Origin of the sequence: Oceanicoccus sp., from assembly GCF_029238675.1 — a bacterium.
Classification (GTDB): Bacteria; Pseudomonadota; Gammaproteobacteria; order Pseudomonadales; family Dasaniaceae; genus Oceanicoccus.
On the sequence record NZ_JAQWFR010000028.1, the window covers coordinates 133,909 to 159,346 of the forward strand.

At 47.1% G+C, this 25,438-nt stretch carries 29 protein-coding genes; 12 read left to right on the plus strand and 17 right to left on the minus strand.

The genetic code is table 11. The features are described from left to right. Nucleotides 1-17: 17 nt before the first annotated feature. The 13 genes from bamB to P8H32_RS10210 all read right to left on the minus strand — a co-directional run bounded on the left by bamB (nucleotide 18) and on the right by P8H32_RS10210 (nucleotide 11,736). Complete coding sequence (gene bamB / locus P8H32_RS10150; protein WP_301089322.1) at nucleotides 18-1,196, minus strand: outer membrane protein assembly factor BamB; 1,179 nt, start codon at nucleotides 1,194-1,196, stop codon at nucleotides 18-20. Nucleotides 1,197-1,199: 3 nt separating this feature from the next. After that, nucleotides 1,200-1,925, minus strand: a complete 726-nt coding sequence (locus P8H32_RS10155; RefSeq protein ID WP_297291583.1) for a tetratricopeptide repeat protein — start codon at nucleotides 1,923-1,925, stop codon at nucleotides 1,200-1,202. 61 nt (nucleotides 1,926-1,986) lie between these two features. Beyond that, nucleotides 1,987-3,276, minus strand: coding sequence for a histidine--tRNA ligase (gene hisS / locus P8H32_RS10160; protein ID WP_301089323.1), 1,290 nt, complete (start codon nucleotides 3,274-3,276; stop codon nucleotides 1,987-1,989). Between the two features lie 27 nt (nucleotides 3,277-3,303). Then, the gene (gene ispG / locus P8H32_RS10165) at nucleotides 3,304-4,419 is read right to left on the minus strand and encodes a flavodoxin-dependent (E)-4-hydroxy-3-methylbut-2-enyl-diphosphate synthase (protein WP_297291581.1); all 1,116 of its coding nucleotides are present in this window, start codon (nucleotides 4,417-4,419) and stop codon (nucleotides 3,304-3,306) included. A 25-nt stretch (nucleotides 4,420-4,444) separates the two neighbouring features. Next, nucleotides 4,445-5,302 carry a RodZ domain-containing protein gene (locus P8H32_RS10170; protein ID WP_301089324.1) on the minus strand — a complete coding sequence of 286 codons (858 nt, stop codon included), beginning with the start codon at nucleotides 5,300-5,302 and terminating at the stop codon, nucleotides 4,445-4,447. Further along, nucleotides 5,295-6,083 carry a type IV pilus biogenesis/stability protein PilW gene (pilW, locus tag P8H32_RS10175; protein ID WP_297291579.1) on the minus strand — a complete coding sequence of 263 codons (789 nt, stop codon included), beginning with the start codon at nucleotides 6,081-6,083 and terminating at the stop codon, nucleotides 5,295-5,297. The genes P8H32_RS10170 and pilW overlap by 8 nt, the downstream gene beginning before the upstream one ends. A gap of 25 nt (nucleotides 6,084-6,108) precedes the next feature. Next, on the minus strand, nucleotides 6,109-7,266 hold the full coding sequence (gene rlmN, locus P8H32_RS10180; RefSeq protein ID WP_297291578.1) for a 23S rRNA (adenine(2503)-C(2))-methyltransferase RlmN: 1,158 nt from the start codon (nucleotides 7,264-7,266) through the stop codon (nucleotides 6,109-6,111). A 27-nt stretch (nucleotides 7,267-7,293) separates the two neighbouring features. After that, on the minus strand, nucleotides 7,294-7,722 hold the full coding sequence (gene ndk / locus P8H32_RS10185) for a nucleoside-diphosphate kinase (protein ID WP_297291577.1): 429 nt from the start codon (nucleotides 7,720-7,722) through the stop codon (nucleotides 7,294-7,296). A 310-nt stretch (nucleotides 7,723-8,032) separates the two neighbouring features. After that, nucleotides 8,033-8,449 carry a SufE family protein gene (locus tag P8H32_RS10190; protein WP_297292599.1) on the minus strand — a complete coding sequence of 139 codons (417 nt, stop codon included), beginning with the start codon at nucleotides 8,447-8,449 and terminating at the stop codon, nucleotides 8,033-8,035. Nucleotides 8,450-8,499: 50 nt separating this feature from the next. Continuing rightward, nucleotides 8,500-9,033: a putative Fe-S cluster assembly protein SufT gene (gene sufT, locus P8H32_RS10195; RefSeq protein ID WP_297292598.1), complete on the minus strand. Its 534-nt coding sequence runs from the start codon at nucleotides 9,031-9,033 to the stop codon at nucleotides 8,500-8,502. A 25-nt stretch (nucleotides 9,034-9,058) separates the two neighbouring features. Beyond that, entirely contained in the window at nucleotides 9,059-9,415 is a 357-nt protein-coding gene (locus P8H32_RS10200) for an iron-sulfur cluster assembly accessory protein (RefSeq protein ID WP_301089325.1), read from the minus strand. A gap of 107 nt (nucleotides 9,416-9,522) precedes the next feature. Beyond that, a complete protein-coding gene (locus tag P8H32_RS10205; RefSeq protein WP_297292360.1) occupies nucleotides 9,523-10,674 on the minus strand; it encodes a PilT/PilU family type 4a pilus ATPase in 1,152 nt (383 codons plus the stop codon). 27 nt (nucleotides 10,675-10,701) lie between these two features. Then, the gene (locus P8H32_RS10210) at nucleotides 10,702-11,736 is read right to left on the minus strand and encodes a type IV pilus twitching motility protein PilT (protein WP_297292361.1); all 1,035 of its coding nucleotides are present in this window, start codon (nucleotides 11,734-11,736) and stop codon (nucleotides 10,702-10,704) included. A 182-nt stretch (nucleotides 11,737-11,918) separates the two neighbouring features. Between P8H32_RS10210 and P8H32_RS10215 the strand changes: the two genes are divergently transcribed. From P8H32_RS10215 to rdgB, 7 genes are all read left to right on the plus strand, one after another. Continuing rightward, a complete protein-coding gene (locus P8H32_RS10215; RefSeq protein WP_301089326.1) occupies nucleotides 11,919-12,605 on the plus strand; it encodes a YggS family pyridoxal phosphate-dependent enzyme in 687 nt (228 codons plus the stop codon). Between the two features lie 67 nt (nucleotides 12,606-12,672). Further along, entirely contained in the window at nucleotides 12,673-13,503 is an 831-nt protein-coding gene (gene proC, locus P8H32_RS10220) for a pyrroline-5-carboxylate reductase (protein WP_297292363.1), read from the plus strand. Between the two features lie 40 nt (nucleotides 13,504-13,543). Then, nucleotides 13,544-14,131 carry a YggT family protein gene (locus tag P8H32_RS10225; protein WP_297292364.1) on the plus strand — a complete coding sequence of 196 codons (588 nt, stop codon included), beginning with the start codon at nucleotides 13,544-13,546 and terminating at the stop codon, nucleotides 14,129-14,131. 34 nt (nucleotides 14,132-14,165) lie between these two features. After that, entirely contained in the window at nucleotides 14,166-15,323 is a 1,158-nt protein-coding gene (locus tag P8H32_RS10230; protein WP_297292365.1) for a homoserine O-acetyltransferase, read from the plus strand. Beyond that, the gene (gene metW / locus P8H32_RS10235) at nucleotides 15,323-15,913 is read left to right on the plus strand and encodes a methionine biosynthesis protein MetW (protein WP_297292366.1); all 591 of its coding nucleotides are present in this window, start codon (nucleotides 15,323-15,325) and stop codon (nucleotides 15,911-15,913) included. Before P8H32_RS10230 ends, metW begins: the two co-directional genes overlap by 1 nt. A gap of 19 nt (nucleotides 15,914-15,932) precedes the next feature. Then, nucleotides 15,933-16,370: a DUF4426 domain-containing protein gene (locus P8H32_RS10240; protein WP_297292367.1), complete on the plus strand. Its 438-nt coding sequence runs from the start codon at nucleotides 15,933-15,935 to the stop codon at nucleotides 16,368-16,370. Between the two features lie 124 nt (nucleotides 16,371-16,494). Next, a complete protein-coding gene (rdgB, locus tag P8H32_RS10245) occupies nucleotides 16,495-17,079 on the plus strand; it encodes an RdgB/HAM1 family non-canonical purine NTP pyrophosphatase (protein ID WP_297292368.1) in 585 nt (194 codons plus the stop codon). On the opposite strand, the gene P8H32_RS10250 is transcribed toward rdgB, so the two are convergent. The 4 genes from P8H32_RS10250 to P8H32_RS10265 all read right to left on the minus strand — a co-directional run bounded on the left by P8H32_RS10250 (nucleotide 17,076) and on the right by P8H32_RS10265 (nucleotide 20,226). Beyond that, nucleotides 17,076-17,282, minus strand: coding sequence for a YdcH family protein (locus tag P8H32_RS10250; protein WP_297292369.1), 207 nt, complete (start codon nucleotides 17,280-17,282; stop codon nucleotides 17,076-17,078). The genes rdgB and P8H32_RS10250 overlap by 4 nt on opposite strands. 78 nt (nucleotides 17,283-17,360) lie before the next feature. Next, nucleotides 17,361-18,452 (minus strand): adenylate/guanylate cyclase domain-containing protein, encoded by a 1,092-nt coding sequence (locus P8H32_RS10255; RefSeq protein WP_297292370.1) that lies wholly within the window; start codon nucleotides 18,450-18,452, stop codon nucleotides 17,361-17,363. A 343-nt stretch (nucleotides 18,453-18,795) separates the two neighbouring features. Next, entirely contained in the window at nucleotides 18,796-19,500 is a 705-nt protein-coding gene (locus P8H32_RS10260) for a UPF0149 family protein (protein ID WP_297292818.1), read from the minus strand. Between the two features lie 78 nt (nucleotides 19,501-19,578). Continuing rightward, nucleotides 19,579-20,226 carry a riboflavin synthase subunit alpha gene (locus P8H32_RS10265; RefSeq protein ID WP_297292817.1) on the minus strand — a complete coding sequence of 216 codons (648 nt, stop codon included), beginning with the start codon at nucleotides 20,224-20,226 and terminating at the stop codon, nucleotides 19,579-19,581. A gap of 109 nt (nucleotides 20,227-20,335) precedes the next feature. On the opposite strand from P8H32_RS10265, the gene P8H32_RS10270 reads away from it, so the two are divergent. From P8H32_RS10270 to P8H32_RS10290, 5 genes are all read left to right on the plus strand, one after another. After that, a complete protein-coding gene (locus tag P8H32_RS10270) occupies nucleotides 20,336-20,473 on the plus strand; it encodes a hypothetical protein (RefSeq protein ID WP_297292816.1) in 138 nt (45 codons plus the stop codon). 422 nt (nucleotides 20,474-20,895) lie between these two features. Next, nucleotides 20,896-21,735 (plus strand): hypothetical protein, encoded by an 840-nt coding sequence (locus P8H32_RS10275; protein WP_301089327.1) that lies wholly within the window; start codon nucleotides 20,896-20,898, stop codon nucleotides 21,733-21,735. A 395-nt stretch (nucleotides 21,736-22,130) separates the two neighbouring features. After that, complete coding sequence (locus tag P8H32_RS10280) at nucleotides 22,131-23,480, plus strand: CmpA/NrtA family ABC transporter substrate-binding protein (protein ID WP_297292820.1); 1,350 nt, start codon at nucleotides 22,131-22,133, stop codon at nucleotides 23,478-23,480. 84 nt (nucleotides 23,481-23,564) lie between these two features. Continuing rightward, entirely contained in the window at nucleotides 23,565-24,494 is a 930-nt protein-coding gene (locus P8H32_RS10285; protein ID WP_301089341.1) for an ABC transporter permease, read from the plus strand. Between the two features lie 61 nt (nucleotides 24,495-24,555). Continuing rightward, nucleotides 24,556-25,398: an ABC transporter ATP-binding protein gene (locus P8H32_RS10290; RefSeq protein ID WP_301089328.1), complete on the plus strand. Its 843-nt coding sequence runs from the start codon at nucleotides 24,556-24,558 to the stop codon at nucleotides 25,396-25,398. The last annotated feature ends 40 nt before the right edge of the window (nucleotides 25,399-25,438 follow it).

The window sequence follows — 25,438 nt, forward strand, 5'->3', positions numbered from 1 at the left end:
TTTAGGAATGGGCTGGATTAGAACCAGCCGCTGGATTTTTCTTCTAGCTTATACATGACTAGTTTGCCGCCGTTGGAATAGACCAGCAACATATCGTCGACCGTTTGCAAATCGACCTGAATACCATCGGAATCAACTTTGGTACGGGCTGCGATACGACCATCAACCTGCGATAGGGCATGCAGGTAACCTTCAACATCACCGACTATAACGTAACTGCTAAGTATCGCTGAACCGGTAAGTTTGCGGCGTTCAAGAACGGTTTGTGCCCAACGTGCACCCTGGCCATTCTTTTCGAAAGCAGTCACACTGCCATCTTCACCCACCACATAGATATTACCAAAGCCCAATGACATCCCCGCATAACTGGAGGCATCATTGGCCCATAAGCGGCGACCGGAAGCCGGATCAATAGCAGCAATTTTACCCTGATAGCTCACGGCATAAATTAAGCCGTTGTGTTCCAGCAACGGGGCATCGATATCGATAATGCGTTGAATTTCTGAGTCACCTTTGGCCACTGTCACGCGGGTATTCCAGCGTACCGCACCGGTGTCCAGCTCAAAGCTGATAACGCGGCCATTGGCAAAGCCGGCAATAATGGAGTCCCGATAAATCAGTGGCGTGCTGGTACCACGCAATGTCAGTACTGGCAGGTTGTTACGGAAAGACCACTCGCGCTCACCATCTGTAACGTTTAATGCCAGCATTTGGCCGTCAAAGGTTTGTACATAGACAATGCCGTCTTTCTCTTGCGGGGCTGCTAACACTTCACCACCAAGCTCGATCGACCAAAGTGTCTCACCATCGTCTTTATTCAGTGCCACCACTTCACCAGCAGCTGTGCCTACATAAATAGTATTTTCACCTACGCCAACACCGCCCACTAACAACTGTTCTAAATCAGCGTCCCAAACGGTTTTGCCTGCTTCTACAGTAATCGCTTCAATTTCGCCTTGGGCTGAAGCGACATAAATCAGGTCGCCATCAACTGCGGGGTTAAGCCGGTTAAAAATACCGCCCTGACCATCACCTACTGACGAACTCCAAATCTTATTGAATTTTCTTTCTTCTTCAAAATCCAGCAGCGGTGCCGGGCCTGTTTCCTCTTCACCATCTGTTGAGCTACAAGCTACCAGGGTAAGAGCGATCAGAGATAAAACGACACTGCGAATTATTAGGGCTGCTTGCGCCATTGCTTAGGCTTCCTTATCGGTGCTATCTGTAGTAGCTGTAGTGGCTTCGGCTGGCGTAACAGCTGCATCAGCTTGCGTGGCCAACTGTTGTATTTTCAAGCTTAACAGAGGGTTGCTGCCCGGATTAGTTCCCTGCTGTTCCAGTTCTAACGCTTTTTGATAGGCCAATGCAGCATCGGCGTTATTGCCCTGGGCAACATAGATATCGCCTTTAGCTTCTTCATAGGCGGTGGCATAAGTACCAGTATCACCCTGTAATTGAGCAAGCGCTTCATCATATTGACCTTGGGCTGAAAGCACCCGGGATAAACGCAGTTTGGCTTGCAGAGTAATTTCAGCCGAGGGGCCACTGGCTAATACCCACTGCAGCTCTTGTTCTGCGCCCGTTAAATCTTTGGCATCTACGGCTAACTTGGCCTTATAAAGTGCTGCAAAACGCGCATAGGTAGAGCTGGGGAAATCTGATTTCAGGGTATCTGCCAAATGATTAGCCGTTGCCGTTTGTGTTGCAGTAGCAATACCATTTTGGCCACCGGTAGCCGTTAACAGGTTTTGGTAGATCGCGGAGGCAGCATCCACTTCAGCTTGCTGCTGCTTCTCCCAGCCTTGATAACCAAACACAGCCGCAATAGCAACAATGATAGTCAGCAGTGTCGACTTACCGTTCTCTTTCCACCACTTTTTAAGTGCTTCTACCTGTTCGTCTTCTGTTTGATAGCTTTCAGCCATGATTTACTCTCTTGAATATATTATTTGCAACTAGTCATTATTGTTAATGGGCGCTATTTTATCAGCTCAATCCATTTAATGCTTCCACCAATAACGCCGCTAACTGGTCATTTTTGATGGTTTTCTGTTCAATTTCAGCCCGCAGCCACTTTACGTTGACCACGCCCTCTTCGGCTTCGTTATCACCCATGATTAAAGCGATGGCGGCGCCACTTTTGTCGGCTTTTTTAAACTGGCTTTTAAAGCTGCCACCGCCGCAGTGTAATTGCAGTTTCAGGGCTGGGACTTCGCTGCGTAATTGCTCAGCTAATTGGAAGGCGGCGGCTTGGGCCTTATGCCCTGCCACCACAAAATAAACATCTGGAGCCGCTGTAATCTCTGCGGGTACTTTATCCAGCTCTTGTAACAACAGGCATAGGCGTTCAACGCCCATGGCAAAACCTACCGCTGGAGCGGGTTTACCGCCTAACTGTTCAACTAAGCCGTCATAGCGGCCACCGGCACAGACTGTACCCTGGGCTCCCAGCTTATCGGTAACCCATTCGAAAACAGTTTTGCTGTAATAGTCCAAACCACGAACCAGACGTGGATTAATGGTATAGGTAACGCCCGCAGCATCTAACAGACCCTTTAAAGTATCGAAGTGCTCACGGGAGTCATCATCAAGATAATCCATCAAAGATGGCGCTTGATCGAGAATAGCCTGGGTAGAAGCACTCTTGCTATCCAGAATACGCAGAGGATTACTATCCATCCGGCGCTGACTATCTTCATCAAGCTGTTCAAAATGCTGTTGCAGGTATTCAACCAGAGCTGTGCGATAGTTAGCTCTGGACTCAAGGCTACCAATAGTATTTAGTTGCAGGGTAACGTGCTCACGGATACCTAACTCTTCCCATAAGCGGGCAGTTATCATAATCACTTCCGCATCGACATCCGCGGTGGCTACGCCAAAGCTTTCCACACCGATTTGGTGGAACTGGCGCAAACGGCCTTTTTGTGGGCGCTCATGGCGGAACATAGGGCCGCTATACCAAAGACGCTGCACTTGCTGATTATCCAGCAAACCGTTTTGTAAACAGGCGCGCACGCAACAGGCGGTGCCTTCAGGGCGTAGGGTTAGACTATCGTCATTGCGGTCTTTAAAGGTATACATTTCCTTTTCGACAATATCGGTCACTTCACCAATAGAACGTTTAAACAATTCTGTTTGCTCAAGAATAGGGAAGCGAATTTCCTGATAGCCATAGCGAGTTAATACACCACTAACCGTTGCTTCAAGGTATTGCCATAAGGATGAATCAGTGGGCAATAGATCGTTCATGCCACGTATAGATTGAATTTTTGCCAAGGTATTTTCCGTTATCTAATAGGTTGCCTAGGATTCTTTTACGATCAGGTCTTGTTCCGCCTGCTGTTTGGCCGCGACTTTTTCCCGGATCATAGCTTCAAGGTGATCCACTAAATTATCTTTTTCGACTTTATGGTCTTTATTGCCGTCAACATAAATTAAATGTTGAGGGGTACCACCCGTTAAACCAATATCCGCTTCTTTAGCTTCACCAGGTCCGTTAACAATACAGCCGATAACCGCTACATCTAACGGGGTGGTAATATCTTCTACGCGGCTTTCTAGCTCGTTCATGGTTTTCACTACATCAAAATTTTGTCGCGAGCAGCTTGGGCAGGCAATAAAATTAATGCCTTTGGTGCGCAGTTTTAAGCTTTTAAGAATTTCATAGCCAACTTTAACTTCCTCTACAGGATCTGCCGCTAAAGAAATACGGATGGTATCGCCAATACCATCCATCAGTAACATACCCAAACCTACGGAAGATTTAACGGTACCACCGCGCAGGCCCCCTGCTTCGGTAATACCCAAATGCAGGGGCTGGTCGATTTGCTGGGAGATTTTTCGGTAGGCCGCTACCGCCATAAAGACATCGGAGGCTTTTACGCTAAGTTTAAAGTCTTGAAAGTCCAGGCTATCGAGAATATCGATATGACGCATGGCAGATTCCACCAAAGCATCAGGTGTTGGCTCCCCGTATTTACGCTGTAGTTCTTTTTCCAAAGAGCCGGCATTAACACCAATACGGATGGGAATATTTTTATCCCGCGCTGCATCGATAACCGCCCGTACTTTGTCGTCACGGCCGATATTCCCCGGATTAATCCGTAGGCAATCCACACCGTATTCAGCAACTTTCAAAGCAATTTTGTAGTCAAAATGAATGTCAGCCACTAAAGGTACATTCACTTGCTGGCGAATTTGCTTAAAGGCTTCAGCGGCATCCATAGTAGGCACAGAAACACGAACGATATCGGCACAGGCATCTTCAAGCTGTTTAATTTGCGCCACGGTTGCTGCCACATCACAGGTATCGGTATTAGTCATACTCTGCACAGAAATTGGTGCATCACCACCTACAGCCACGTCACCCACCATAATCTGGCGAGTTTTTCTTCGTTTAATGGGTGATTCCATCTGCATAACGTTTTAGTCTAACCTTTGATTGCTACTCGCCCACCGTTAAACGGGCTGAATCTTTATTCTGATTAACAACTACTGCCACCGGCTCATCGTTATAACTTAAGGTGACACCCGGCGCATAACCTAACAAAACATTAAAGGGGCCAACACCGCTTAGCTCCAAAATCTGATTGGCTTTACGCAAATCAGCAAAAATCATTTTTCCTGTAACATCTTCAACTTCAACCCAACAGTCCTGGGTGAAGGAGAAAATCAGAGTATCCTCTGTATTAAGCTCCAGGACAGGCTCCTGTTGCTTAGCTTGTTCTTCGGCAGCCACAACTGGCTCAGACTGCGGCTCTATATTCTCAGTTACAGCGGGCTCTAGCTCAAGGGCTGGGTCTGGGTCTGGGCCTGGGTCTGGGCCTGGAACAATGTTAACATTATTATCGACCACAACTTCAGGGCTATCAATAACACCCGGTGCTGCATCATCACTGCCAGAGTCAATAATCCACAATACAACAATCACAATAACGACTGCCGCCAAACTCCAGTACGGAACGCTATACCCTTTGGCAGGACGTTGTATTTGTGATTTGGGCCTGGCGGTTGGAATTGGCTCAATAGTCGCTGGACGGCTTTCCTTATAAGATGTGATTAATGGTTCAGGATCAATACCTAACAAAATTGCATAGGATTTCAAATAACCTTTACAGAAAATATCACCATTAAACTGTTGGTAGTCATTCGCTTCCAGGGCTTTAACCTGGCGGGGCAGCAGGTGCAGTTTATCCGCGACTTCACGCACACTTAATCCACTACCCTGCCTTGCGTTGGCAAGGATATTGCCGGGGCCGGGAGTCGAAAAGCCGTCCGTCTTATCCACTACTTGATCAGTCATTGATAAACATTTTCCGGTATTCTAAATACTCTTTTGAACGAGGATATAAGTTCTTTAGTGCCAGAGAGTAACTGGACATCGAGTCCTGGTCAGCAAATTTATCTGCCAGGCGAATACCTAACCATAAAGCTTGTGCAGGCTGTTGCTTCACTTGTGAACGGTAGACATCATAGTACTGCTGGGATTTGGAGAATTGCTCCAGTCGAAAGTAGACATCCGCTAACTGAAATAACAACGGTATATTTGTACGAACCATTAGATGAGCACGATAAAAGGCCTGTTCAGCCTCTGGTAGTCTCTCCAGATGCATATAAGATTTGCCTAAACTGATAAAGGCACTGGAACGCTTTTCGTACAAGGTGTCGGCGACTACAAGCTCTAACTGCTTTACGGCCTCTTTATAACGGCGCTGCTGATAAAGAAATGCGGCATAGTTATTCCTCACTCGGGAGAAATTGGAATCTATTTTGATTGATCTCTTGTAATTATTCTCTGCAAACTCAAACTCGCCAGTATTTTGAAATACCAGTGCCATCGCTTCATAAACTTCTGCGGAGCTATCATCCAGTTCAATTGCGAATTTCAGGTGGCGTTTAGCGGCCTCCCAATTACCCGCGCGAATATAATTACGAGCCAGTGATAAGGAGTACTCAAGCGCTTTTGCATCATCCGCCTTAGTGCCTACACCTCCACGCTCGGTAGTCACACAGGCACTTAACAAAAAAGCCATCAGTGTTACCAGCAAGAAAGCATTAAACCTGCGTGTTATTGATAAATCCATTAAAACCATCCTGTCATTCTGTAGATTAGCGAACATTCAACACTTGAGTATCAGTATAGTTTGCCCTGTGTCTTTCGCTACGTTTAGTGCGATCAGCCACCTGGCCTACTAATTGCCCACAAGCGGCGTCGATATCATCGCCGCGGGTACTACGGACGGTAGTGACAATATCCGAGTCACTAAGAATCTGCCAAAAACGGTTAACCGCATTTTTACTTGGGCGGCGATAGTCCGATAGAGAAAACGGGTTAAACGGAATCAGGTTTATTTTGCAGGGGAAGTCTTTTAACAATGCTACCAATTCCCGGGCCTGGGCCGGGCTGTCGTTAACACCTGCAATCAAGGTGTACTCTACCGTGGTAACACGGTGGGTATCGGATTGTTTGTCCCAATAGCGGTTACAGGCTGCCAATAGTTCGGCAATGGGGTAACGCTTATTGATAGGGACTAATTCGTTACGTAATTCATCATTGGGAGCGTGTAGTGAAATCGCCAGAGAGACCTGGGATACATCGCCTAACTTGTCTAACGCGGGAACTACACCTGAAGTACTTAGGGTAACCCTGCGCTTGGAAATACCGTAACCAAAGTCATCGAGCATGACACTCATCGCATCGACAACGTTATCGAAATTTAATAGCGGCTCCCCCATTCCCATCATTACCACATTGGTAACCACGTTTTTATCAGTGGAAGGAAACGCATCATAGGATTTAATCGCCAGCCAGATTTGGCCAACAATTTCGGCGGCGGTTAAGTCGCGCTGGAAACCCTGTTTACCGGTAGAACAAAAACTGCAATCCAAACTGCAGCCCACCTGAGAGGAAACACATAGGGTGCCTCGGTCGCCATCCGGTATCAGTACGGTTTCAACTAAACTACCTCCAGTAATGCGCATGGCCCATTTTCGGGTGCCATCTTTGGAGGTTTTTTCAGTAACGACTTCAGGCGGACGTATTTCTGCTATCGCTTTTAAGCGCTCACGCAAAGCTTTGCTGACATTAGTCATCTCATCAAAGTCGTCAACACCGTGATGGTGAATCCACTTTAATAATTGCTGGGCACGGAAAGGTTTTTCGCCGATTGAGACAAAAAATGCTTCCATCTTTTCACGCGAAAGCCCCAATAGATTGGTTTTCTCTGTTGGGGCTTTTGGGTTTACTTGCTTTACAGCATCTGTCATTTAGCGTTGTCCGCCTGGTCTTTTAACTTAACCGCGATCGCAAACATCGCTTGAAGCAAAGAAGTACGCGATTTCGCGAGCCGCTGATTCAGGAGCATCTGAACCGTGAACAGCGTTAGCGTCAATAGACTCAGCGAAGTCAGCGCGGATAGTACCGGCGTCAGCTTCTTTTGGGTTAGTTGCACCCATTAGCTCACGGTTTTTAGCGATAGCATTTTCGCCTTCAAGTACCTGAACCATAACTGGGCCAGAAGTCATAAATTCGATAAGCGCTGGGAAGAAAGGACGACCCTTGTGCTCCGCGTAAAAACCTTCTGCACGCTCACGGCTCAAGCGAACCATTTTAGAAGCGACGATGTTCAGACCATTCTTTTCAAAGCGGCTGTAGATTTCACCGATAACGTTCTTGGCGACTGCATCAGGTTTTACGATAGAAAAAGTACGTTCAATAGCCATGTAGGACTCCGTTGTCATTGTGGCATGCCAGCCTGGTGGCGGGCATTAATAAAAAGAAAATCAGGCTTAGGCCTAATACCAAAATTTTGAAGCGCAAATTATACGTGGGTTTACTGGAAAATAGTATTAATATTACGCACTTAGGGATGAAACCTTAGCAAAATTCGTTATTTCCAAACCCTTACTATGTCATTCCCGCGAAGACGGGAACCCAGCCTGTATGCTGCTATTTCCGCCGCGGCGGAAATAGACAGTGCTGGATTCCCGCCTTCGCGGGAATGACGGTAATTTTGTGGTTTGAAGCGGTGTATTAGGCGGTAAGTGCTGCGTTGGCGATTGCCTGAATTCTGGCCACAATCGCCTTGAGACCATTACCTCTGGTGGGGCTTAAATGACGCTCTAAATCCAGCTGTTGAAAGTAATCATCGATATCAAAAGCTGTGATATCGGCAGCACTTTTGTCGTTATAAGCCGCCATCACCAGGGCCAGCAGGCCTCTGACGATATGGGCATCACTATCAACCGTGAAACTGAGAGCAGATTCTGCGGGCTGAACGTCCAGCCAGACATTGCTTTGACAGCCCTTAACCAGACGTTCTGGCGTGCGCAAGGACTCATCCATGGCCGGCAAATCCTTACCCAGATCGATAATATACTTATAGCGCTCTTCCCAATCGTCAAAAAAGGCCAGATCGTCTAGAATTTCATCGGTGGTTGCCAGGCTCATAGGGTTTTTCACTGCTGTTTGTCAGGGGTGCGCATTTTGGAGAAAAGTGCCTAGAAAAACAATCCCGCTTCTAATTGCGCTTCTTCAGTCATCATTTCACGAGACCACGGCGGGTCGAAGACTAGCTCGACTTTGACACTTTTGACGTTGGGGACCTTCGCGCTACGGTATTCAACATCACTGACCAAGACTGGGCCCATGCCACAACCCGGGGCAGTAAGGGTCATATTGATAGCCACTTCCCCACTCGCCTGATCAATCTTAACGCTGTAAATCAATCCCAATGACACCAGGCTAATCGGAATCTCAGGGTCAAAAATACTATCCAGGGCTTCCCACACTTGATCTTCATTGATCTGGCCACTGCCATCATCGGTAAACTCCAGTACTTCAGCTTGCTGGCCAATTGCATCGGCATCGGTGCCATCAATTCGCAACATATTGCCTTGAAAGGTAACTGTGTAATTACCGCCCAAGTCTTGATTGATGGTAACAAACTGACCTTTAGGGATAATCGCCGGCTCACCGGAAGGGACGCGACGTGCGGGACAGTCACGGTTGGTGACCACCATAGATTGCTGCATGTTAGACTCTTGTAGTTGTAGAGAGTTAGGCGATGCTAAAGCTTTCGCCACAGCCACATTCAGCTACAACGTTAGGGTTATTAAATTTCACCACACTGTTTACGCCTTCGTTCACGTAATCAATTTCGGTGCCGCGCAGAATAGTCACAGCATCAGGAGCAACGGCCAAAGTCACTTTTTCATTGGGGTGTAAAACTACATCACCAGGCTCGCTGGCGTCGACCAGATCAAGGACATAAGCATAACCAGTACAACCACTCTCTCTGGTGCTTAAACGCACCAACTTATCATCCGCACTACTTAAAGCGCGCTCGAAATGACGCAAGGCTGTTTCCGTCATAGTGACGGCTTGTGCATTCGGGTCAAAATTTGTAACTGACATAACTTCTCCTACTACTTGCTTTGTTAAACCAAGACTGCCACCTGTCATTCCCGCGTAGGCGGGAATCTACAGTGTTGGGTCCCCGCCTCCGCGGGGACGACGAGGGGTTAGCGGCCGAAGCTTTGGCCCTGATCCTGTTCCGATTCATCTTCCAGCGATAAATCACCAGCGATGGCATCGATTTGCGATGAAGAGTTTTCATCACCCAACTTAATCATTAAGCGTAAGTCATTGGCCGAATCTGCATGTGACAGTGCATCCTCATAAGTGATTTCACCCGACTTATACAATTCATATAACGCCTGATCGAAAGTCTGCATACCCTGCTCGTTAGATTTAGACATTAAATCTTTTAAAGCATGCACTTCACCTTTGCGAATTAGATCCTGGGCTAAAGGTGTATTAATCAAAATTTCCACACAGGAACGGCGACCTTTACCATCCGGTGTTGGAATTAATTGCTGGGCCACCATGGCGCGTAAATTCAACGAGAGATCCATCCATAACTGGCGGTGACGATCAGCAGGGAAAAAGTGCAAAATTCTATCGAGGGCCTGGTTGGCGTTGTTAGCGTGCAAGGTACATAAACAAAGGTGACCAGTTTCAGCAAAGGAAATCGCATGCTCCATGGTTTCGCGAGTACGCACCTCACCAATCATAATCACGTCGGGTGCCTGACGCAGCATATTTTTCAAACCCACTTCAAAACTATCGGTATCAATACCCACTTCCCGCTGGGTAACAATACACCCTTCATGCTGGTGAATATATTCAATAGGGTCTTCGACGGAAATAATATGGCCTTTAGAATTTCTATTACGATGCCCAATCATAGAAGCAAGGGAGGTTGATTTACCAGAGCCCGTTGCACCTACAAAAATTACCAGGCCACGCTTGATCATGGACAAATCTTTAATAACATCCGGCAAGCCTAAATCATCGATGCGTGGGATAGTGGTTTCGATTCGACGCAACACCATACCGGCCAGGTTGCGCTGGTAAAATGCACTAACACGGAAGCGGCCAATGCCTCGGGCACTAATGGCAAAGTTACATTCTTTGTCGCGAACAAAGTCCCCACGCTGGGATTCATTCATTACACCCAATACTGTTTCGCGGGTTTTTTCAGGGCTAAGTGGGCTGGTGGTAACTGGCACTACACGGCCATGCACTTTTATAGACGGCGGTACACCGGCGGTAATAAATAAATCCGACGCCCCCTTGTCCACCATAATTTGTAATAACTTATCAATATCCATTGTAAAACTCCTGAGCCCAACTCGCGGTTAAAAGTTTTCCGGGAATCGAGCTTTCTCGCGAGCAATCTCGCGACTGATTAAACGTTTATCAATTAAATCGGTAAGACACTGATCCATTGTCTGCATACCTACAGAGCCACTGGTTTGAATAGCCGAATACATTTGCGCCACTTTATCTTCACGAATCAAGTTACGAATCGCAGAGGAGCCAATCATAATTTCGTGGGCCGCAACCCGACCGCCACCGGTTTTCTTCAACAGAGTTTGTGCAATCACAGCCTGAAGTGATTCTGACAGCATAGAACGCACCATAGCTTTTTCTTCCGCGGGGAATACATCAATAATACGGTCAATGGTTTTTGCTGCCGAGGTGGTGTGCAAGGTACCGAAAACCAAGTGGCCCGTTTCCGCGGCCGTCATCGCCAGGCGAATAGTTTCCAAATCTCGCAGCTCACCTACCAGGATAATATCGGGATCTTCACGCAGCGCCGAGCGCAGTGCTTCATTAAAGCCATGGGTATCACGGTGTACCTCTCGCTGGTTGACCAGGCATTTCTTGGACTCGTGTACAAATTCGATAGGGTCTTCGATGGTGAGTATGTGTTCGTATTTGTTGTCATTGATATAGTCCATCATCGCCGCCAGCGTAGTGGACTTACCGGAACCCGTAGGACCCGTTACCAGTACCAAACCACGGGGCACCATAGACACATCACGGAACACTTGGCCCATTCCCAATTCTTCCATCGACAACACTTTCGAGGGGATGGTACGAAACACCGCACCGGCACCGCGGTTCTGGCTAAAGGCATTAACCCGGAAACGGGCCACACCGGGCACTTCGAAGGAGAAATCCGTCTCAAGGAACTCTTCAAAGTCCTTGCGCTGCTTATCGTTCATAATTTCATAGATCAAGCTATGAACCTGCTTGTGCTCCATGGGCGGTAAATTAATTCGCCTAACGTCGCCATCCACCCGGATCATCGGGGGCAAGCCCGCAGAAAGGTGCAAATCCGAAGCTCCTTGCTTGGCACTAAAGGCTAACAGTTCAGTAATATCCATAATGATCCTTACAATTAACGTTTTTGAGAAGCCACAGGGCGTTTTAAGTATAATGGAGCTTTGAGATTACGCTTTTATTGCCGGAATTGGCGCAAAGTAACTGTGATAAGAGTCACAGATAACAATCACTTAGCCAAAACAGCTCCCTGTAAAGGCTAGAGAATAAACAGAAAAGCTAAGCCATGTCGCCATCGATTAAATTAAATATAGCAAAGGTCCAGCAACGCATCGCCGAAGCTGAGAAAAAATATGGGCGAAAGACCGATTCTGTGCAATTAATGGCCGTTAGCAAGACCCGTCCTGCATCAATGGTTCGCGCTGCCGCCGAGGCAGGCCTCACTGAGATTGGTGAGAATTACCTTCAAGAAGCGCTGGATAAACAGCGGGAATTGGCTGACCTGGGGCTAACCTGGCACTTTATTGGCCCTATTCAATCCAATAAGACCCGAGCAATCGCCGAGCATTTTGACTGGGTTCATAGCGTTGACCGGCTCAAGATCGCCCAAAGACTCAATGACCAGCGCCCGGAGACTATGGCGCCCCTGAATATCTGCCTGCAAGTCAATATTAGCGGCGAGGAGAGCAAATCGGGACTGCCGCTGGAAGAGCTGGATAGCCTGGCAGACCAGCTTGCCGCTATGCCCAATATTAGTGCGCGGGGCTTAATGGCCATTCCACAGGCTACGGATTCCATCAACGATCAACGGCAGGCCTTTACCCAGCTAGCGGATGCTCTACATCGACTGCAACAAAAGCACCCTACCATGACGACTTTGTCTATGGGCATGTCTAACGATATGGATGCGGCGATTGCTGAAGGGGCCTCTATCGTGCGAATTGGCACCGATATTTTTGGCCCGCGCCAATGACTTTTTAGGCTGCTATACTGCTGCAACAAAAATAGACCAACAACCTGAACTTAATAAGGAAACTGCTTTGTCGACCCCCAAGATTGCATTTATCGGCGCAGGTAATATGGCCTCAAGCATTATTGGCGGACTGGTGGCCAAGGGCTTTGATGCCCAATCAATTACCGCCAGCGACCCTTACCCGGAATCTCTGGCAAATCTGCAAAAGGTTGCCCCGGTCAATATCACCGATGATAACCACCAGGCCGTTGCCAATGCCAATGTGGTAGTACTGGCGGTTAAACCACAGCTAATGAAGCCCATTCTCGAAGATCTGGCCAGCAGCGCCCAGCAGAACAAGCCGCTGATTATTTCCATCGCTGCGGGTATTGAAAGTAGCAGTCTGGATAAATGGCTGGGGGGCAATATGCCAATTGTGCGCTGCATGCCTAACACTCCGGCTCTGGTTCAAAGCGGTGCCACTGCCCTGTTTGCGAATCACAAAGTTAATAGCGAACAAAAAACACTGGCAGACGATATTCTCCGTGCTGTTGGCATTGCACTATGGGTTGAGCAAGAAAGCGCCCTGGATGCAGTGACCGCTGTTTCTGGTAGCGGCCCGGCCTATTTCTTTTTAGTCATGGAAGCCATGCAGGCCGCTGGTGAACAGCTGGGCCTTAGCCCGGATGTGGCCAAACAACTAACCTTGCAAACCGCCCTGGGCGCAGCGCAAATGGCTATTGCCAGTGATGTTGAAACCGGCGAGCTACGTCGCCGGGTAACATCGCCAGGGGGCACCACCGCTGAGGCGATTAAAGTCTTTGAGGATGAAGGCCTGCGGGACACCTTCAACAAAGCTCTAATCGCCTGCCGTGACCGCTCTGAAGAACTGGCTAAAATTATGGATAGCGAAGACTAAACTCTCTTTTTAACAAAAAATTTAATCACAGGAATTTTTTATGGGCGCCTTGCAAGATATCGGCAACTTATTAATCCAGACCTTTTTTAATCTTTATATTCTGGCTCTGTTGCTGCGCTTATTATTACAAATGGCCAAGGCAGACTTTTATAATCCTATCTGCCAGTTTTTGGTGAAAGCAACACAGCCAGTATTAAAACCGGTGAGAGGTTTTATTCCCGGTATTGGCAGTATCGATACCGCCACTCTTGTTGTGGTTTTACTATTGCAAATTATCGCCACCACCTTGCTGGTCGTTATCCAGGGCTACCCGATTCCCAACCCTGTCTCTACGCTGATTTGGGGAGCGCTGGGCACTGTTGGTATGGTGATTAATATTTATTTTATTGCTATCCTGGCTTCGATTATTTTAAGCTGGATAGCCCCGGGGAGTTACAATCCAACCGTTTTATTGCTGCACCAACTTACCGAGCCGGTAATGAAGCCGTTCCGCAAGATACTACCCGCCATGGGCGGTCTGGATCTGTCGCCAATCTTTGTTTTTATAACTATAAATATCTTACAGATTATTCTCAATCATATGGCTGCCTCTGTCGGCTTACCCGTGGCCTATGTTATCGGTATATAATCAGTAATATTTTCAAAAAAAATTGGATCAAAACATGTCAGAGGAATCTGCCAACAATCAAAATAATTCTGTTGGCCTTGTAACGCCTAAAACACATCACTTTGAGCAGCCACTCACGCTGGCCAGCGGTAGAGTGTTGTCGGAATACGATATTGCTTATGAAACTTACGGTGAATTAAACGCTGAAAAGTCCAATGCTATTTTGATTTGTCACGCTTTATCAGGGCATCACCATGCCGCAGGCTTTCATGAGGGCGATAAAAAACCAGGCTGGTGGGACCACTATATCGGCCCAGGCAAACCCATTGATACTAACCATTTCTATGTTATCAGCACCAATAATCTGGGCGGCTGTCATGGCTCAACTGGCCCCACCTCAATTAATCCAGAAACTGGCAAAGCCTGGCAAAAAGATTTTCCCCATATGCGCTGCAGAGACTGGGTTAACAGTCAACGGCAGCTAATGAAACTGTTAGGTATTAGCCAATGGGCTGCGGTGATTGGCGGCAGCTTGGGTGGCATGCAAGCCATGCGCTGGTCACTGGAATATCCCGATGAGTTGCGTCACTGTATTGTGATTGCCTCGGCGACAAAGCTGACTGCGCAGAACATTGCCTTTAATGAAGTAGCCAGGCAAGCGATTAGCTCCGACGCTGACTTCCACGATGGCTATTACATAGACCATAACACTATCCCAAAAAGTGGTTTGCGTTTAGCCAGAATGATTGGCCATATTACTTATTTATCAGAAGATGGTATGGGGCAAAAATTTGGCCGTGAATTAAAGGCCGGCTCTTTTATGCTCGGCTCTGATGATGATGTTGAATTTCAGGTAGAGAGTTATTTACGCTACCAGGGTGATATGTTTTCAGAAGCGTTTGATGCTAATACCTATATTTTAATGACCAAAGCTTTGGATTATTTTGACCTGGCACGCGAATACGGCGACGATGCCGTGGCAGCCTTTAGTCATGCTAACTGCTCATTTTTTGTTGTGTCCTTTACTTCAGACTGGCGTTTTTCCACGCAGCGCTCACGGGAAATTGTTGACGCCCTGGTGGCGGCAAAAAAACCGGTTAGCTATGCAGAAATTGAAGCCGACTTTGGCCATGATGCCTTCCTGATTCCCAACGAGCGCTATAAAAATGTTTTTCATGCCTATATGCAACGTGTTGTGGAGGGCTGCAAATAATGCGCTTTGACTTACAAGTTATCCCCCACTGGATTAAACCGGGCTCCAGAGTGTTGGATCTCGGCTGCGGCGATGGCGAACTGCTTAAAAAACTTGAAGCTGATAAGCAGGTTGACGGCCTCGGTATTGAAATTGATGCGGATAAAATTACCGCCTGTATTGCCAAACGTTTAAATATTGTTGAGCAAGACCTTAACAAAGGTTTGGCTAATTTTCAGGATGACAGCTTTGATATTGTAGTGATGGCACATGCATTACAAACACTGCATGACCCCCATGTGGTCATTGATGAAATGTTGCGAGTGGGCAAAGAGTGTATTGTAACCTTTCCTAACTTTGCCCATTGGTCCTGTCGTCTGCACCTTGGCAGCCAGGGCAGAATGCCAGTTTCCAAATTTATGCCTTACAACTGGTATGACACACCGAACATTCACTTTTGTACCGTCAAAGATTTTGAAGCACTCTGTGCTGAAAATAATATTAAGGTATTGGCTACAACGGTTGTTAGCCATGACAGCAGTGAAAGCTTTTTAGGCACGTTATTACCGAACTTGTTTGGTGTAACGGCGGTTTACCATATCAGTCGATAGTTTTACCCGGGTATTATTTATGTTTCGTCCAGCACTTCTCTTACTCACTTTGCTTTTTGGCAACGCTGTATTTGCACAAACTGAAAGCACCAAAGTATTTGGTGATTACGATGTACACTATAGCGTGTTAAATTCTACTTTTATTACTCCGCAAGTGGCCCAGGCTTACGGTATAGTTCGCGGCAAAGATCGCGCCTTAATTAATATTGCAGTGAGGAAACGGCTAGGGCGCGGTGTAACCAAGGCAAAAAAATCCATAGTTTCCGGCAGCAGCTCTGACCTGATTCATTCGGCAGAACTTCAGTTTACTGAAATCACCGAGCAGGAATCGATTTATTATATTGCCGAGCTGCGCTTTAATAACAAAGAACTGCGTACTTTTACTATTAATATCCAGCCGGATCCAAATATTGCCCCTTACACCTTAAAGTTTAATAAAACCTTATATTTTAATTAATAACCGTCATTCCCGCGGAAGCGGGAATCCAGCCTGCATGCTTATGCTGTTATTTCCGCCAGAGCGGAAATCTACAGCACTGGATTCCCGCCTTCGCGGGAATGACGAGAAGGGAAAATTACCTATGAACAAAGTCGTCCTAGCCAGCAGTAACTCTGGCAAACTAGAAGAATTCCAACAGCTATTAGGTAACTGCGGTTTTGAAGTATTACCCCAGTCCGATTTTAATGTGCCCGATGCTATTGAGGATGGGCTTAGCTTTGTTGAAAATTCTATTATCAAAGCGCGCCATGCATCCAGGCTGACAGGCCTACCAGCGATTGCCGATGACTCTGGCCTTGAGGTTGATGCGCTCAATGGCCAGCCTGGCATTTACTCATCGCGGTTTTCTGGTGAAGGCGCTACCGATCAGCGTAATAATGCAAAACTATTGGCCGAGCTAAAGAATACACCTGAAGCTGAACGCACTGCCCGTTTTCAATGCCTGCTGGTTTTTCTTCGCCATGAAACTGACCCTACCCCGGTTATATGCCAGGGTACTTGGGATGGTCGTATTTTGTTTGAAGAACAGGGGGAAAACGGTTTTGGTTATGACCCTTTGTTTTGGGTGCCTGACCAGAATTGTAGCTCCGCTGAACTGGCGCCGGAGCTTAAAAACCAGATCAGTCATCGCGGCAAAGCAATGCAATTGTTGTTGGCGAGATGTTAGGCATCAAGGTCGGGTATCAACAGGGCTTTGATACGTTCAATATTCTGCTTTAATCGCAGTTTCTGGCGCTTCAGCCGCTGCAATTGTAATTGGTCGATATAGGAAAATTCCTGCAGGCGCATAATCTCCACATCGAGCATACGATGTTCCGTTCGCAAGGTGAGTAGCTGGGAGCTTAGCGATGGGATGTCAGAATTTTCCATGGACGAAAAGTAGCCTGTTCGCCGCCATAACACAACCCTTTAAAACCGTCATTCCCGCGCAGGCGGCAATGACGAAGGTTACGATTGGTCAATCTGGTTATCGACAAATTGTTTTATCGCTTGCTGGCCGGCGGAATCCATTGAGGTGAACTCCAGGCTGCAAAGCACACGCCCATCTCCTTCAACGACTTTAACCACCCTGGCATAGATATCTGTAGTGCCGGCACCAAATAATTGCAGCGAGACTTCCATTTTAATTTCTGCAAAAGGCTCCAGGTCAATGGGGCTAACCATCAGTAAACCGTTATACCCCAGATCCACCACTTCACCTTGAAACTCTTCGCTATCAACCTGCTTGTTGAGAATACGTTGAAAATAACAGGGCATATTGATCGCCACCCGAGGGCTTTTGCGAATTTCCCGACGAGGCACAGTCATTGCGCGGGGCTTGGTCGTACCCATCAGGTCATAGAGGTTTACTGCTTCTTTCTTGCCCTTAACCCTGACTCGGTTTGGCTCGCCGACCAACACAAAGGACTTGGCTATCTGGTAGGTATTTTCGCTAATAAGGATCTGGCCACGCAGGCTCTGCGCTTCAATCCGTGAGGTAAGGTTCACTTCATCACCGATCACCGTGTACTCCCGGTGATGAGCGGAGCCCAGGGACCCGGCCACCACCTGCCCGGTGTTGATACCGATACCCATAAACATTTCTGGCAGTCCCATAGCGAGGTTTTGCTCATTAAATTCAGACATGGCGCACTGCATTTCTACCGCGCAGGCAATAGCGCGCTCTATATCATCGGCGCCGGAATGGGGAGCCCCAAACAGCACCATAATAGAGTCACCCATCAACTTATCGATAGTGCCACCATGCTGCACAATAACATCAGTCATATGGGAAAAATAACGATTGAGTAACTCCATCACCATCATGGCAGAAAAGGTTTCAGCCAGTGCGGTAAAACCACGGATATCAGAAAGAAGAATGGTAACGTTGCGAGATTCAGGGGCTGTATCGTTAATATCGCTTGCCAGCAGCACTTTTTCAATGTTGCCCTGCAGTACCTTTTTGGCGGCACTGCGCTCAAACTCTGTGGGAATACAAGATTGCACTTCTACACAAATTTTCTCTGCTAACTTTTTGTAATCACTACTCTTTTTCAACATGGTACACCTTTACCAATCCTTTTATCCCCTACTTGAGACACGTCTTTCCATGAACTTATTGTTATACCATTTTTAGTAGCACAAACCCAACGGCTAAGGCGTCATTATTCCCCCTGCCACTCCCGCCTTCGCGGATAGCTGTTCGGGATAAATAAGCTGTTATGTCATTCCCGCGCAGGCGGGAATCCAGTGCTGTCAATTTCCGCTTTAGCGGAAATAACAGCATCAACATGCAGTCTGGATTCCCGCCTGCGCGGGAATGACGGTTCTTTTTTGGGGTTTACGGCCTCGTTTAGTTTTGGCTCTCAAGATCCGTGCACCTCCGAAGGAACGAAGGGCTATATCAATGCAGGCAGCACTTGGAAAACACTTCACCACTGCCACAGGGGCAGGCTTCATCGTGGGCAGCGGGTTCCAGTGCAAGGAACAACTGCTCCGCATCAAAGCTCCAGGCCCCCTCGGCCCAAAGGCTGGCCACAGAGGCATAGGTGCCCAGCACTTTCCAGAATAAGTCATAGGCTTCTGGCAGGTGATCGTCGGTCAGCTCCATGCCCTCTTCAAAGCTGAGCTGGCGCGCGTTAATCACATCCGCGAAGGTGGCCGCCAGGCTGAGTGCCGTATCTACATTTTCGCAAACTGTTTGATCGTTTAAATCATCAATAGCAATTAGCCAGAGATCTTCGAGATATTGATGGCCCATTAGCAGGCCTTCACACCATTGGGAGAGTTCGCTCTGCCACAGCTCGGAATAGCGGGCACTAAAGGGTAAAAAACGGCGCTGCCTGGCCATATCGGCAATATGTTCGGACAGGGCAACAACCTGGCGGTAAAAACTACGGGCCTCCTGTTCATTGTCGAACTGGGGCTCATCATTAAACCAGATCAGGTCAAACCATTCACAGGGGCGAATAGTTTCCGGGGAGCAGGCCAGTGCAAACAAAAAGCCCTGTAGCTGGGCATAACTAAGCACCGCTTCGCTGCGCTGCAATTGGGCCAGGCGCTCGCGTAGAGACTGTTCTTGTTCCTTGTCGAAATACGTAAATTCCACGGCGCTACTGTCTACAGCCTACTAATCTTGGGATTGGGTTTACCGGATATTGCCCGTACATACTACTGCGCGACCAGCCTAATGGCTATCGGGCCTTAACGGGTTAATCAGTCCGGGGTTGGCGACCAAAAAGTTTTCTACCGTGTCGACTATGGCTTGGGTTTGTCGGTCAATTTCAAAATTAATCTTATCACCGATTTTTTTCATACCATGGGTGGTTACCCGTAAGGTTTCAGGGATATAGCACACAGTGAGGGTTTGTTCTTCTTTATTGACGGCGGCCACGGTGAGGCTGCAACCGTTTAAACCAACAAAGCCCTTTTCAAACATATATTTCATTTTCCCGGCCGGTATCCGGTAGGTAATAAACTGGTTGTTTTCTGGCTGTTCGATGGCAACTACTTCAGCGGTATTGTCCACATGTCCCGAAATGACATGCCCGCCAATTTCCACACCCTGCCTGGCGGATCTTTCGATATTGACTCTATCACCGGCATTAAGCTCGCCCAGGGTCGTTAATGACAAGGTTTGCTGCATAATATCGAAATAAACTTTGCTCTGTTCAATGGCGGTAACGGTTAAACAAACACCATCTACCGCGACACTGGCACCAATCGCCAAATCCTCTAGTAGCGGCCCGGGCAACTCGATGGTAAAACTGTGTAAGCCCGGCTTGCGCTCAACCTGTAATAACGGGAAAGAGCCCTGAACAATACCTGTAAACATAGATTTTCTCGGTTATATTATGACCCTGGTAATGGCACAACCCGCCATACACCCAGCAGCCGCTATAGTAAAACAATAGGCAGCAAAACCCCAGAGATGGAGAATAAGTATGGATAAAGAAACTCAGCAGATCACCGCCATTACGACATGGCGGTTGAGTTTTCTGTCAATGACAGCTTCCAGTTACCAGGCGCTGTTATTATTCTTATTAGCGGCTTCTGGCCGGGCAGTTAAATCGCCGGGCTAATCACCCGTTTTGTGCCAGCAGTCGCAGCCAACCGGAAATTGATTTGATTTATAGCTGAGAAACATAAGCCAGCAACACAATACCAAAGGCCAATGTTAACAACTGCGGAAAAAAGCTTCCTTTAATCATTATACTCTCCCCTAGTCCCCTAAATTTATAGTTCATAGTGATGAAATGAGCAGACTTATTATTAGTGTTAGAACATTGCTCACACGTTAAGTATAAGACAATTTTGAAAAAGTGCTTTTTAATTCCAGAGGCGGCAATAGACCATTTAGTTATGGCTTAATTCCATTGGGATTGTGGTGAACAGAAGTATATTGGCTGGTGGTGGCGCAGTATTTGCAAACAACCTTTATTGGGCACAGATATTACTAGAACTGTGCATTTTTAGTCCAATACCAAGGCAGAGGCAGCAAATCGTGCACTTAATTGATACCAAACCGTCCCGGATTGAGGCATTGGGCGCCACCTTCAACCAACTCCAGCAGGGTTTAACAACCATAAAATGGTTGTGCCAGCTTACCCAGCTACTGCAACACCATCGTGGGGCCACCATGGCCTACCTCAGTGGTTCGCAGGACTTTCTACTGCAAATTGAGCAGCTGCAGCTAAGCATTGAAAGCGCTCGGTACTTAATCACCGAGCTGAATAACAATAACTACCCGTGTATTCCCCAGGACCAACTAAACAATATCAACAACAACTGGAAAACCATTGCTATTGGCTGGCAACAGGACCAGGTGATGCACAATTTCGAATTTCACAGCCACCTGATTGATTCATGCAACAAACTACTGCGTCTATGTATGATGGAACAGCTAAAGCCGATACTGCTTCACAGCAACAGTAGCCATCAAGCCCTGCTTGAAGAGGTGTTTGTTGCTCTTCCTAACAGCATTGAAAACCTGGCCATGCTCAGGGGCCTAAGCACCAACGTAGCGGTAATAAAAGCCTGCGGCAAAGACAGCCATGCCAAGATTTCATTTTTAATCAAAGAAACAGAACAACAAAACAAAAACCTTGTTCAGGCCGTCAATACCCTAAGCCCTGATAGTTATCTGGTAAAAACTTACCAAAAACCGCTGCATAAGTTTTTACTAACCGTGAAGATGTCAATTCTTGAAAGCCCTGAGGTCACGGCAGACAGCTCCCTGTTATTCACTATGTCTACCGATATTATCGATACCCAATGGCTTGCGGTCAGCCAGGGCATACAACGCATTGAAGACAGTGCCTACCGCGCCCTCATCAAAGCCTGATCAATAAAGGCTGACCAGAAATACCGAAGCAAAAATACCAAGCCTAAAAAGTCTATGCACTTTTTTGGCCCCCCACTGCACCACCCTCTGCCACAAAAATTTTTTTACCCGCGACCCAGCTTTGTGCAAAAACACTACCCGGCTTTATTGTGGAGCGCTTTGTAAAACAATAATAAAAAATGATGCACTCGACCGAAGCAAAAACGCCATTACTTGCACCAAATGCTCCCATAGTTTGTTTTTTTTCTTTATTTATTGTTCTGGCACAGGCATTGCTAAACCTTAGTCAGTGATTTTTACAAAGCAAGCAAACCACTCGCTTGCGAAACAACTAACTAGTGGAGTGAACTATGATCTTTAATAGGAAAAAGTTACCAGGACGATCTTTAGCAGCTATGGCCACCCTGGTGGTCGGCAGCTTTTTTAGCCTGCATAGCAGTGTTAACGCCGAACAGCTGGGCTGGCCGGAAAAAGAAGAGCTGACCTTTGGTTTTATAAAATTAACCGACATGGCCCCCATCGCCATTGCCTATGAAAATGGCTACTTCGAAGATGAAGGCTTGTATGTCACCATCGAAGCGCAGGCCAACTGGAAAGTATTATTAGATGGCGTGATTGATGGCCGGCTGGACGGTGCCCATATGTTAGCGGGACAACCGATTGCAGCCACTATGGGCTTCGGTACCAAGGCACATATCATTACGCCTTTTTCCATGGACTTAAACGGCAATGGTATTACTGTTTCCAATGCCGTTTGGGAAGAAATGAAACCCAATATTCCCAAAATGGCGGATGGCCGTCCGGTTCACCCCATCAAAGCTGACGCCTTAAAGCCAGTGGTTGAAAAGTATAAAGCCGACGGCAAGCCTTTTAATATGGGCATGGTGTTCCCGGTTTCTACCCACAACTATGAACTGCGTTACTGGCTGGCCGCCGGTGGCATTCACCCTGGATATTATGCGCCTCATAAAGGTGATAGCTCCGGTAAGATTGACGCCGACGCCTTATTATCGGTCACACCGCCACCACAAATGCCCGCTACTTTAGAGGCCGGTACTATTTATGGCTACTGTGTGGGCGAGCCCTGGAACCAGCAAGCCGTGTTTAAAGATATTGGTGTGCCGGTTATTACCGATTACGAAATCTGGAAAAACAATCCGGAAAAAGTCTTTGGCATTACCGCAGAGTTTGCAGAAAAATACCCTAATACCACCATTCGTTTAACCCGCGCCTTGATTCGCGCTGCACAGTGGTTAGATGAAAATAATAATGCTAACCGCCCTGCCGCAGTAAAAATCCTTTCCCAGTCTAACTATGTGGGTGCTGACTATGACGTAATTGCCAATAGCATGACCGGCACCTTTGAATATGAAAAAGGTGATAAGCGTGAAGTGCCAGACTTTAATGTGTTCTTCCGTTATAACGCCACCTACCCTTACTACTCCGATGCTATTTGGTATCTGACACAGATGCGTCGCTGGGGCCAGATCGCTGAAGACAAACCTGATAGCTGGTATGTCGATATGGCGAAAAGTGTTTACCGCCCCGACATTTACCAAAAAGCTGCCGAGTCATTAATTGCTGAGAAAAAAGTAAAGGCCGCTGACTTTCCAAACTTTGCAACAGAGACCGGTTTTAAGCCCCCACAAAGCGACTTTATTGACAGTGTCGAATTTGATGGCAGCAAGCCTAATGCCTATATCAACAGCTTTCCCATCGGCCTAAAAAAAGGAGACCTGCTGTAATAGCAGGTAATGAGCATGAATAGTTCTGCAACCGCTCTCAGACAATTATTGACCAATCAGGCCTCAAGCTTTCGATATGCTGCCATGATTAATCATGTACTAAAAAATATGGGCATACCTCTGTTAGGCATTGGCCTGTTTCTTTTACTGTGGGCGGGCGCAGCGCAAAATATTAATACTTCGCTGGGTAAATTTCCTGGCCCCTCTGCCGTCAGCACCCAATTCGTAGCCTTATATAACGAACATGTTGCGGAGCGGGAAAAGGCCGATAAATTTTACCAGCGGCAGGAAAAACGCAACGCTGAGCGTATGGCTAAAGACCCCAGCTATCAAGCAAAAATTCGCGGCTATACCGGCAAGGAAACTTTTCTCGACCAAATTTTTACCAGTTTAATTACGGTTAGCAGTGGTTTTTTACTGGCGGCCATTATCGCGGTTCCCCTGGGTATCGCTATTGGTTTAAGCAAAACGCTCAATATGGCTGTTAACCCGATTATCCAAATTTTTAAGCCCGTGTCTCCCTTGGCTTGGCTGCCATTGGTAACGATGGTTGTCAGTGCTTTATATATAAGCCCTGACCCAATGGTAGCCAAGTCTTTTTTAAATTCGATGATTACCGTGACCCTATGTTGTATTTGGCCAATGGTAATTAATACCTCAGTAGGTGTAGCGGGTATTGATGAAGACCTGGTGAATGTTAGCCGGGTACTGCGTTTACCGGCCTTAAAGCATGTGCAAAAAATTGTGCTGCCTGCAGCTATCCCCATGATATTTACCGGTATGCGTTTATCCCTAAGCGTTGCCTGGATGGTATTAATCGCCGCTGAAATGTTGGCACAAAATCCGGGGCTGGGTAAATTTGTCTGGGACGAATTTCAAAACGGCAGTTCTGAGTCACTAAGCCGCATTATGGCTGCTGTTATCACTATTGGTTTTATTGGCTTTTTACTGGATCGATTGATGTTGCAATTACAGCGTTGGGTGTCCTGGGATAAATCATCGGCACAACGTTGAAAAACCTACTGAAAGCCCCGTTGAAAACCTCATTGAGAATGTATTAAGCAAGGAAAATATTATGAGTTTGTTACTAGATATAAGTCATATCGATATGGAATTTCCTACACCTACGGGAAGTTTTAAAGCGCTGGATGATGTTGACTTAAAAATCAGTGAAGGCGAATTTGTCTCCCTGATTGGCCACTCCGGTTGTGGTAAATCCACTGTCCTCAATATTGTTGCAGGTTTATATCAGGCGACCAAAGGTGGCGTTATTCTAAACGGCAAAGAAGTCTCGGAACCTGGGCCGGAGCGGGCGGTGGTCTTTCAAAACCATTCCTTGCTGCCCTGGCTTAGTGCTTATGAAAATGTAGAACTTGCGGTCAAGCAAGTGTTTGGCAGATCAAAAAGCAGGCGCGAAACCAAAGAGTGGATTGAACATAACTTAAAACTGGTTCATATGGATCATGCGATGCATAAACGCCCCGATGAAATCTCCGGTGGTATGAAACAAAGAGTAGGTATAGCCCGTGCCCTGGCTATGCAGCCGGATGTGCTACTGATGGACGAACCGTTTGGTGCACTGGATGCCCTGACCCGTGCCCATATGCAAGATTCTTTGATGGAGATCCAGGCGGAGCTCAATAATACCGTTATTATGATCACCCACGATGTGGATGAAGCCGTATTGCTCTCTGACCGTATTGTGATGATGACCAACGGCCCTGCAGCAACGGTTGGTGAAATACTCGATATTAACCTTCCCAGACCTCGCAGCCGATTAGACCTGGCGGACAACCCGGAATACAACCGCCTCCGTTCAGAAGTACTGAGATTCCTTTATGAGAAGCAACGCAAAGTTGAACCGTTTACCAACGGCAACAAGCCTGCCGCCAGTAAAAAAGCCGAACAAGCCGCTTAATGGCATAAATTCACCACTCACCCATTATTCAATGTTGATT

Bases quoted from the DNA above. Each gene is read 5' to 3' on its own strand.
- P8H32_RS10170 (WP_301089324.1), bottom strand. From the start codon at position 5,302: ATGACTGATCAAGTAGTGGATAAGACGGACGGCTTTTCGACTCCCGGC.
- P8H32_RS10240 (WP_297292367.1), top strand. From the start codon at position 15,933: ATGTTTCGTCCAGCACTTCTCTTACTCACTTTGCTTTTTGGCAACGCT.
- ispG (WP_297291581.1), bottom strand. From the start codon at position 4,419: ATGCAGATGGAATCACCCATTAAACGAAGAAAAACTCGCCAGATTATG.
- rdgB (WP_297292368.1), top strand. From the start codon at position 16,495: ATGAACAAAGTCGTCCTAGCCAGCAGTAACTCTGGCAAACTAGAAGAA.
- P8H32_RS10155 (WP_297291583.1), bottom strand. From the start codon at position 1,925: ATGGCTGAAAGCTATCAAACAGAAGACGAACAGGTAGAAGCACTTAAA.
- P8H32_RS10270 (WP_297292816.1), top strand. From the start codon at position 20,336: ATGGATAAAGAAACTCAGCAGATCACCGCCATTACGACATGGCGGTTG.
- ndk (WP_297291577.1), bottom strand. From the start codon at position 7,722: ATGGCTATTGAACGTACTTTTTCTATCGTAAAACCTGATGCAGTCGCC.
- P8H32_RS10210 (WP_297292361.1), bottom strand. From the start codon at position 11,736: ATGGATATTACTGAACTGTTAGCCTTTAGTGCCAAGCAAGGAGCTTCG.
- P8H32_RS10255 (WP_297292370.1), bottom strand. From the start codon at position 18,452: ATGTTGAAAAAGAGTAGTGATTACAAAAAGTTAGCAGAGAAAATTTGT.
- pilW (WP_297291579.1), bottom strand. From the start codon at position 6,083: ATGGATTTATCAATAACACGCAGGTTTAATGCTTTCTTGCTGGTAACA.
- P8H32_RS10215 (WP_301089326.1), top strand. From the start codon at position 11,919: ATGTCGCCATCGATTAAATTAAATATAGCAAAGGTCCAGCAACGCATC.
- rlmN (WP_297291578.1), bottom strand. From the start codon at position 7,266: ATGACAGATGCTGTAAAGCAAGTAAACCCAAAAGCCCCAACAGAGAAA.
- P8H32_RS10280 (WP_297292820.1), top strand. From the start codon at position 22,131: ATGGCCACCCTGGTGGTCGGCAGCTTTTTTAGCCTGCATAGCAGTGTT.
- P8H32_RS10190 (WP_297292599.1), bottom strand. From the start codon at position 8,449: ATGAGCCTGGCAACCACCGATGAAATTCTAGACGATCTGGCCTTTTTT.
- P8H32_RS10200 (WP_301089325.1), bottom strand. From the start codon at position 9,415: ATGTCAGTTACAAATTTTGACCCGAATGCACAAGCCGTCACTATGACG.
- P8H32_RS10225 (WP_297292364.1), top strand. From the start codon at position 13,544: ATGGGCGCCTTGCAAGATATCGGCAACTTATTAATCCAGACCTTTTTT.
- bamB (WP_301089322.1), bottom strand. From the start codon at position 1,196: ATGGCGCAAGCAGCCCTAATAATTCGCAGTGTCGTTTTATCTCTGATC.
- metW (WP_297292366.1), top strand. From the start codon at position 15,323: ATGCGCTTTGACTTACAAGTTATCCCCCACTGGATTAAACCGGGCTCC.
- P8H32_RS10205 (WP_297292360.1), bottom strand. From the start codon at position 10,674: ATGGATATTGATAAGTTATTACAAATTATGGTGGACAAGGGGGCGTCG.
- P8H32_RS10230 (WP_297292365.1), top strand. From the start codon at position 14,166: ATGTCAGAGGAATCTGCCAACAATCAAAATAATTCTGTTGGCCTTGTA.
- P8H32_RS10290 (WP_301089328.1), top strand. From the start codon at position 24,556: ATGAGTTTGTTACTAGATATAAGTCATATCGATATGGAATTTCCTACA.
- P8H32_RS10285 (WP_301089341.1), top strand. From the start codon at position 23,565: ATGATTAATCATGTACTAAAAAATATGGGCATACCTCTGTTAGGCATT.
- P8H32_RS10265 (WP_297292817.1), bottom strand. From the start codon at position 20,226: ATGTTTACAGGTATTGTTCAGGGCTCTTTCCCGTTATTACAGGTTGAG.
- P8H32_RS10250 (WP_297292369.1), bottom strand. From the start codon at position 17,282: ATGGAAAATTCTGACATCCCATCGCTAAGCTCCCAGCTACTCACCTTG.
- sufT (WP_297292598.1), bottom strand. From the start codon at position 9,033: ATGCAGCAATCTATGGTGGTCACCAACCGTGACTGTCCCGCACGTCGC.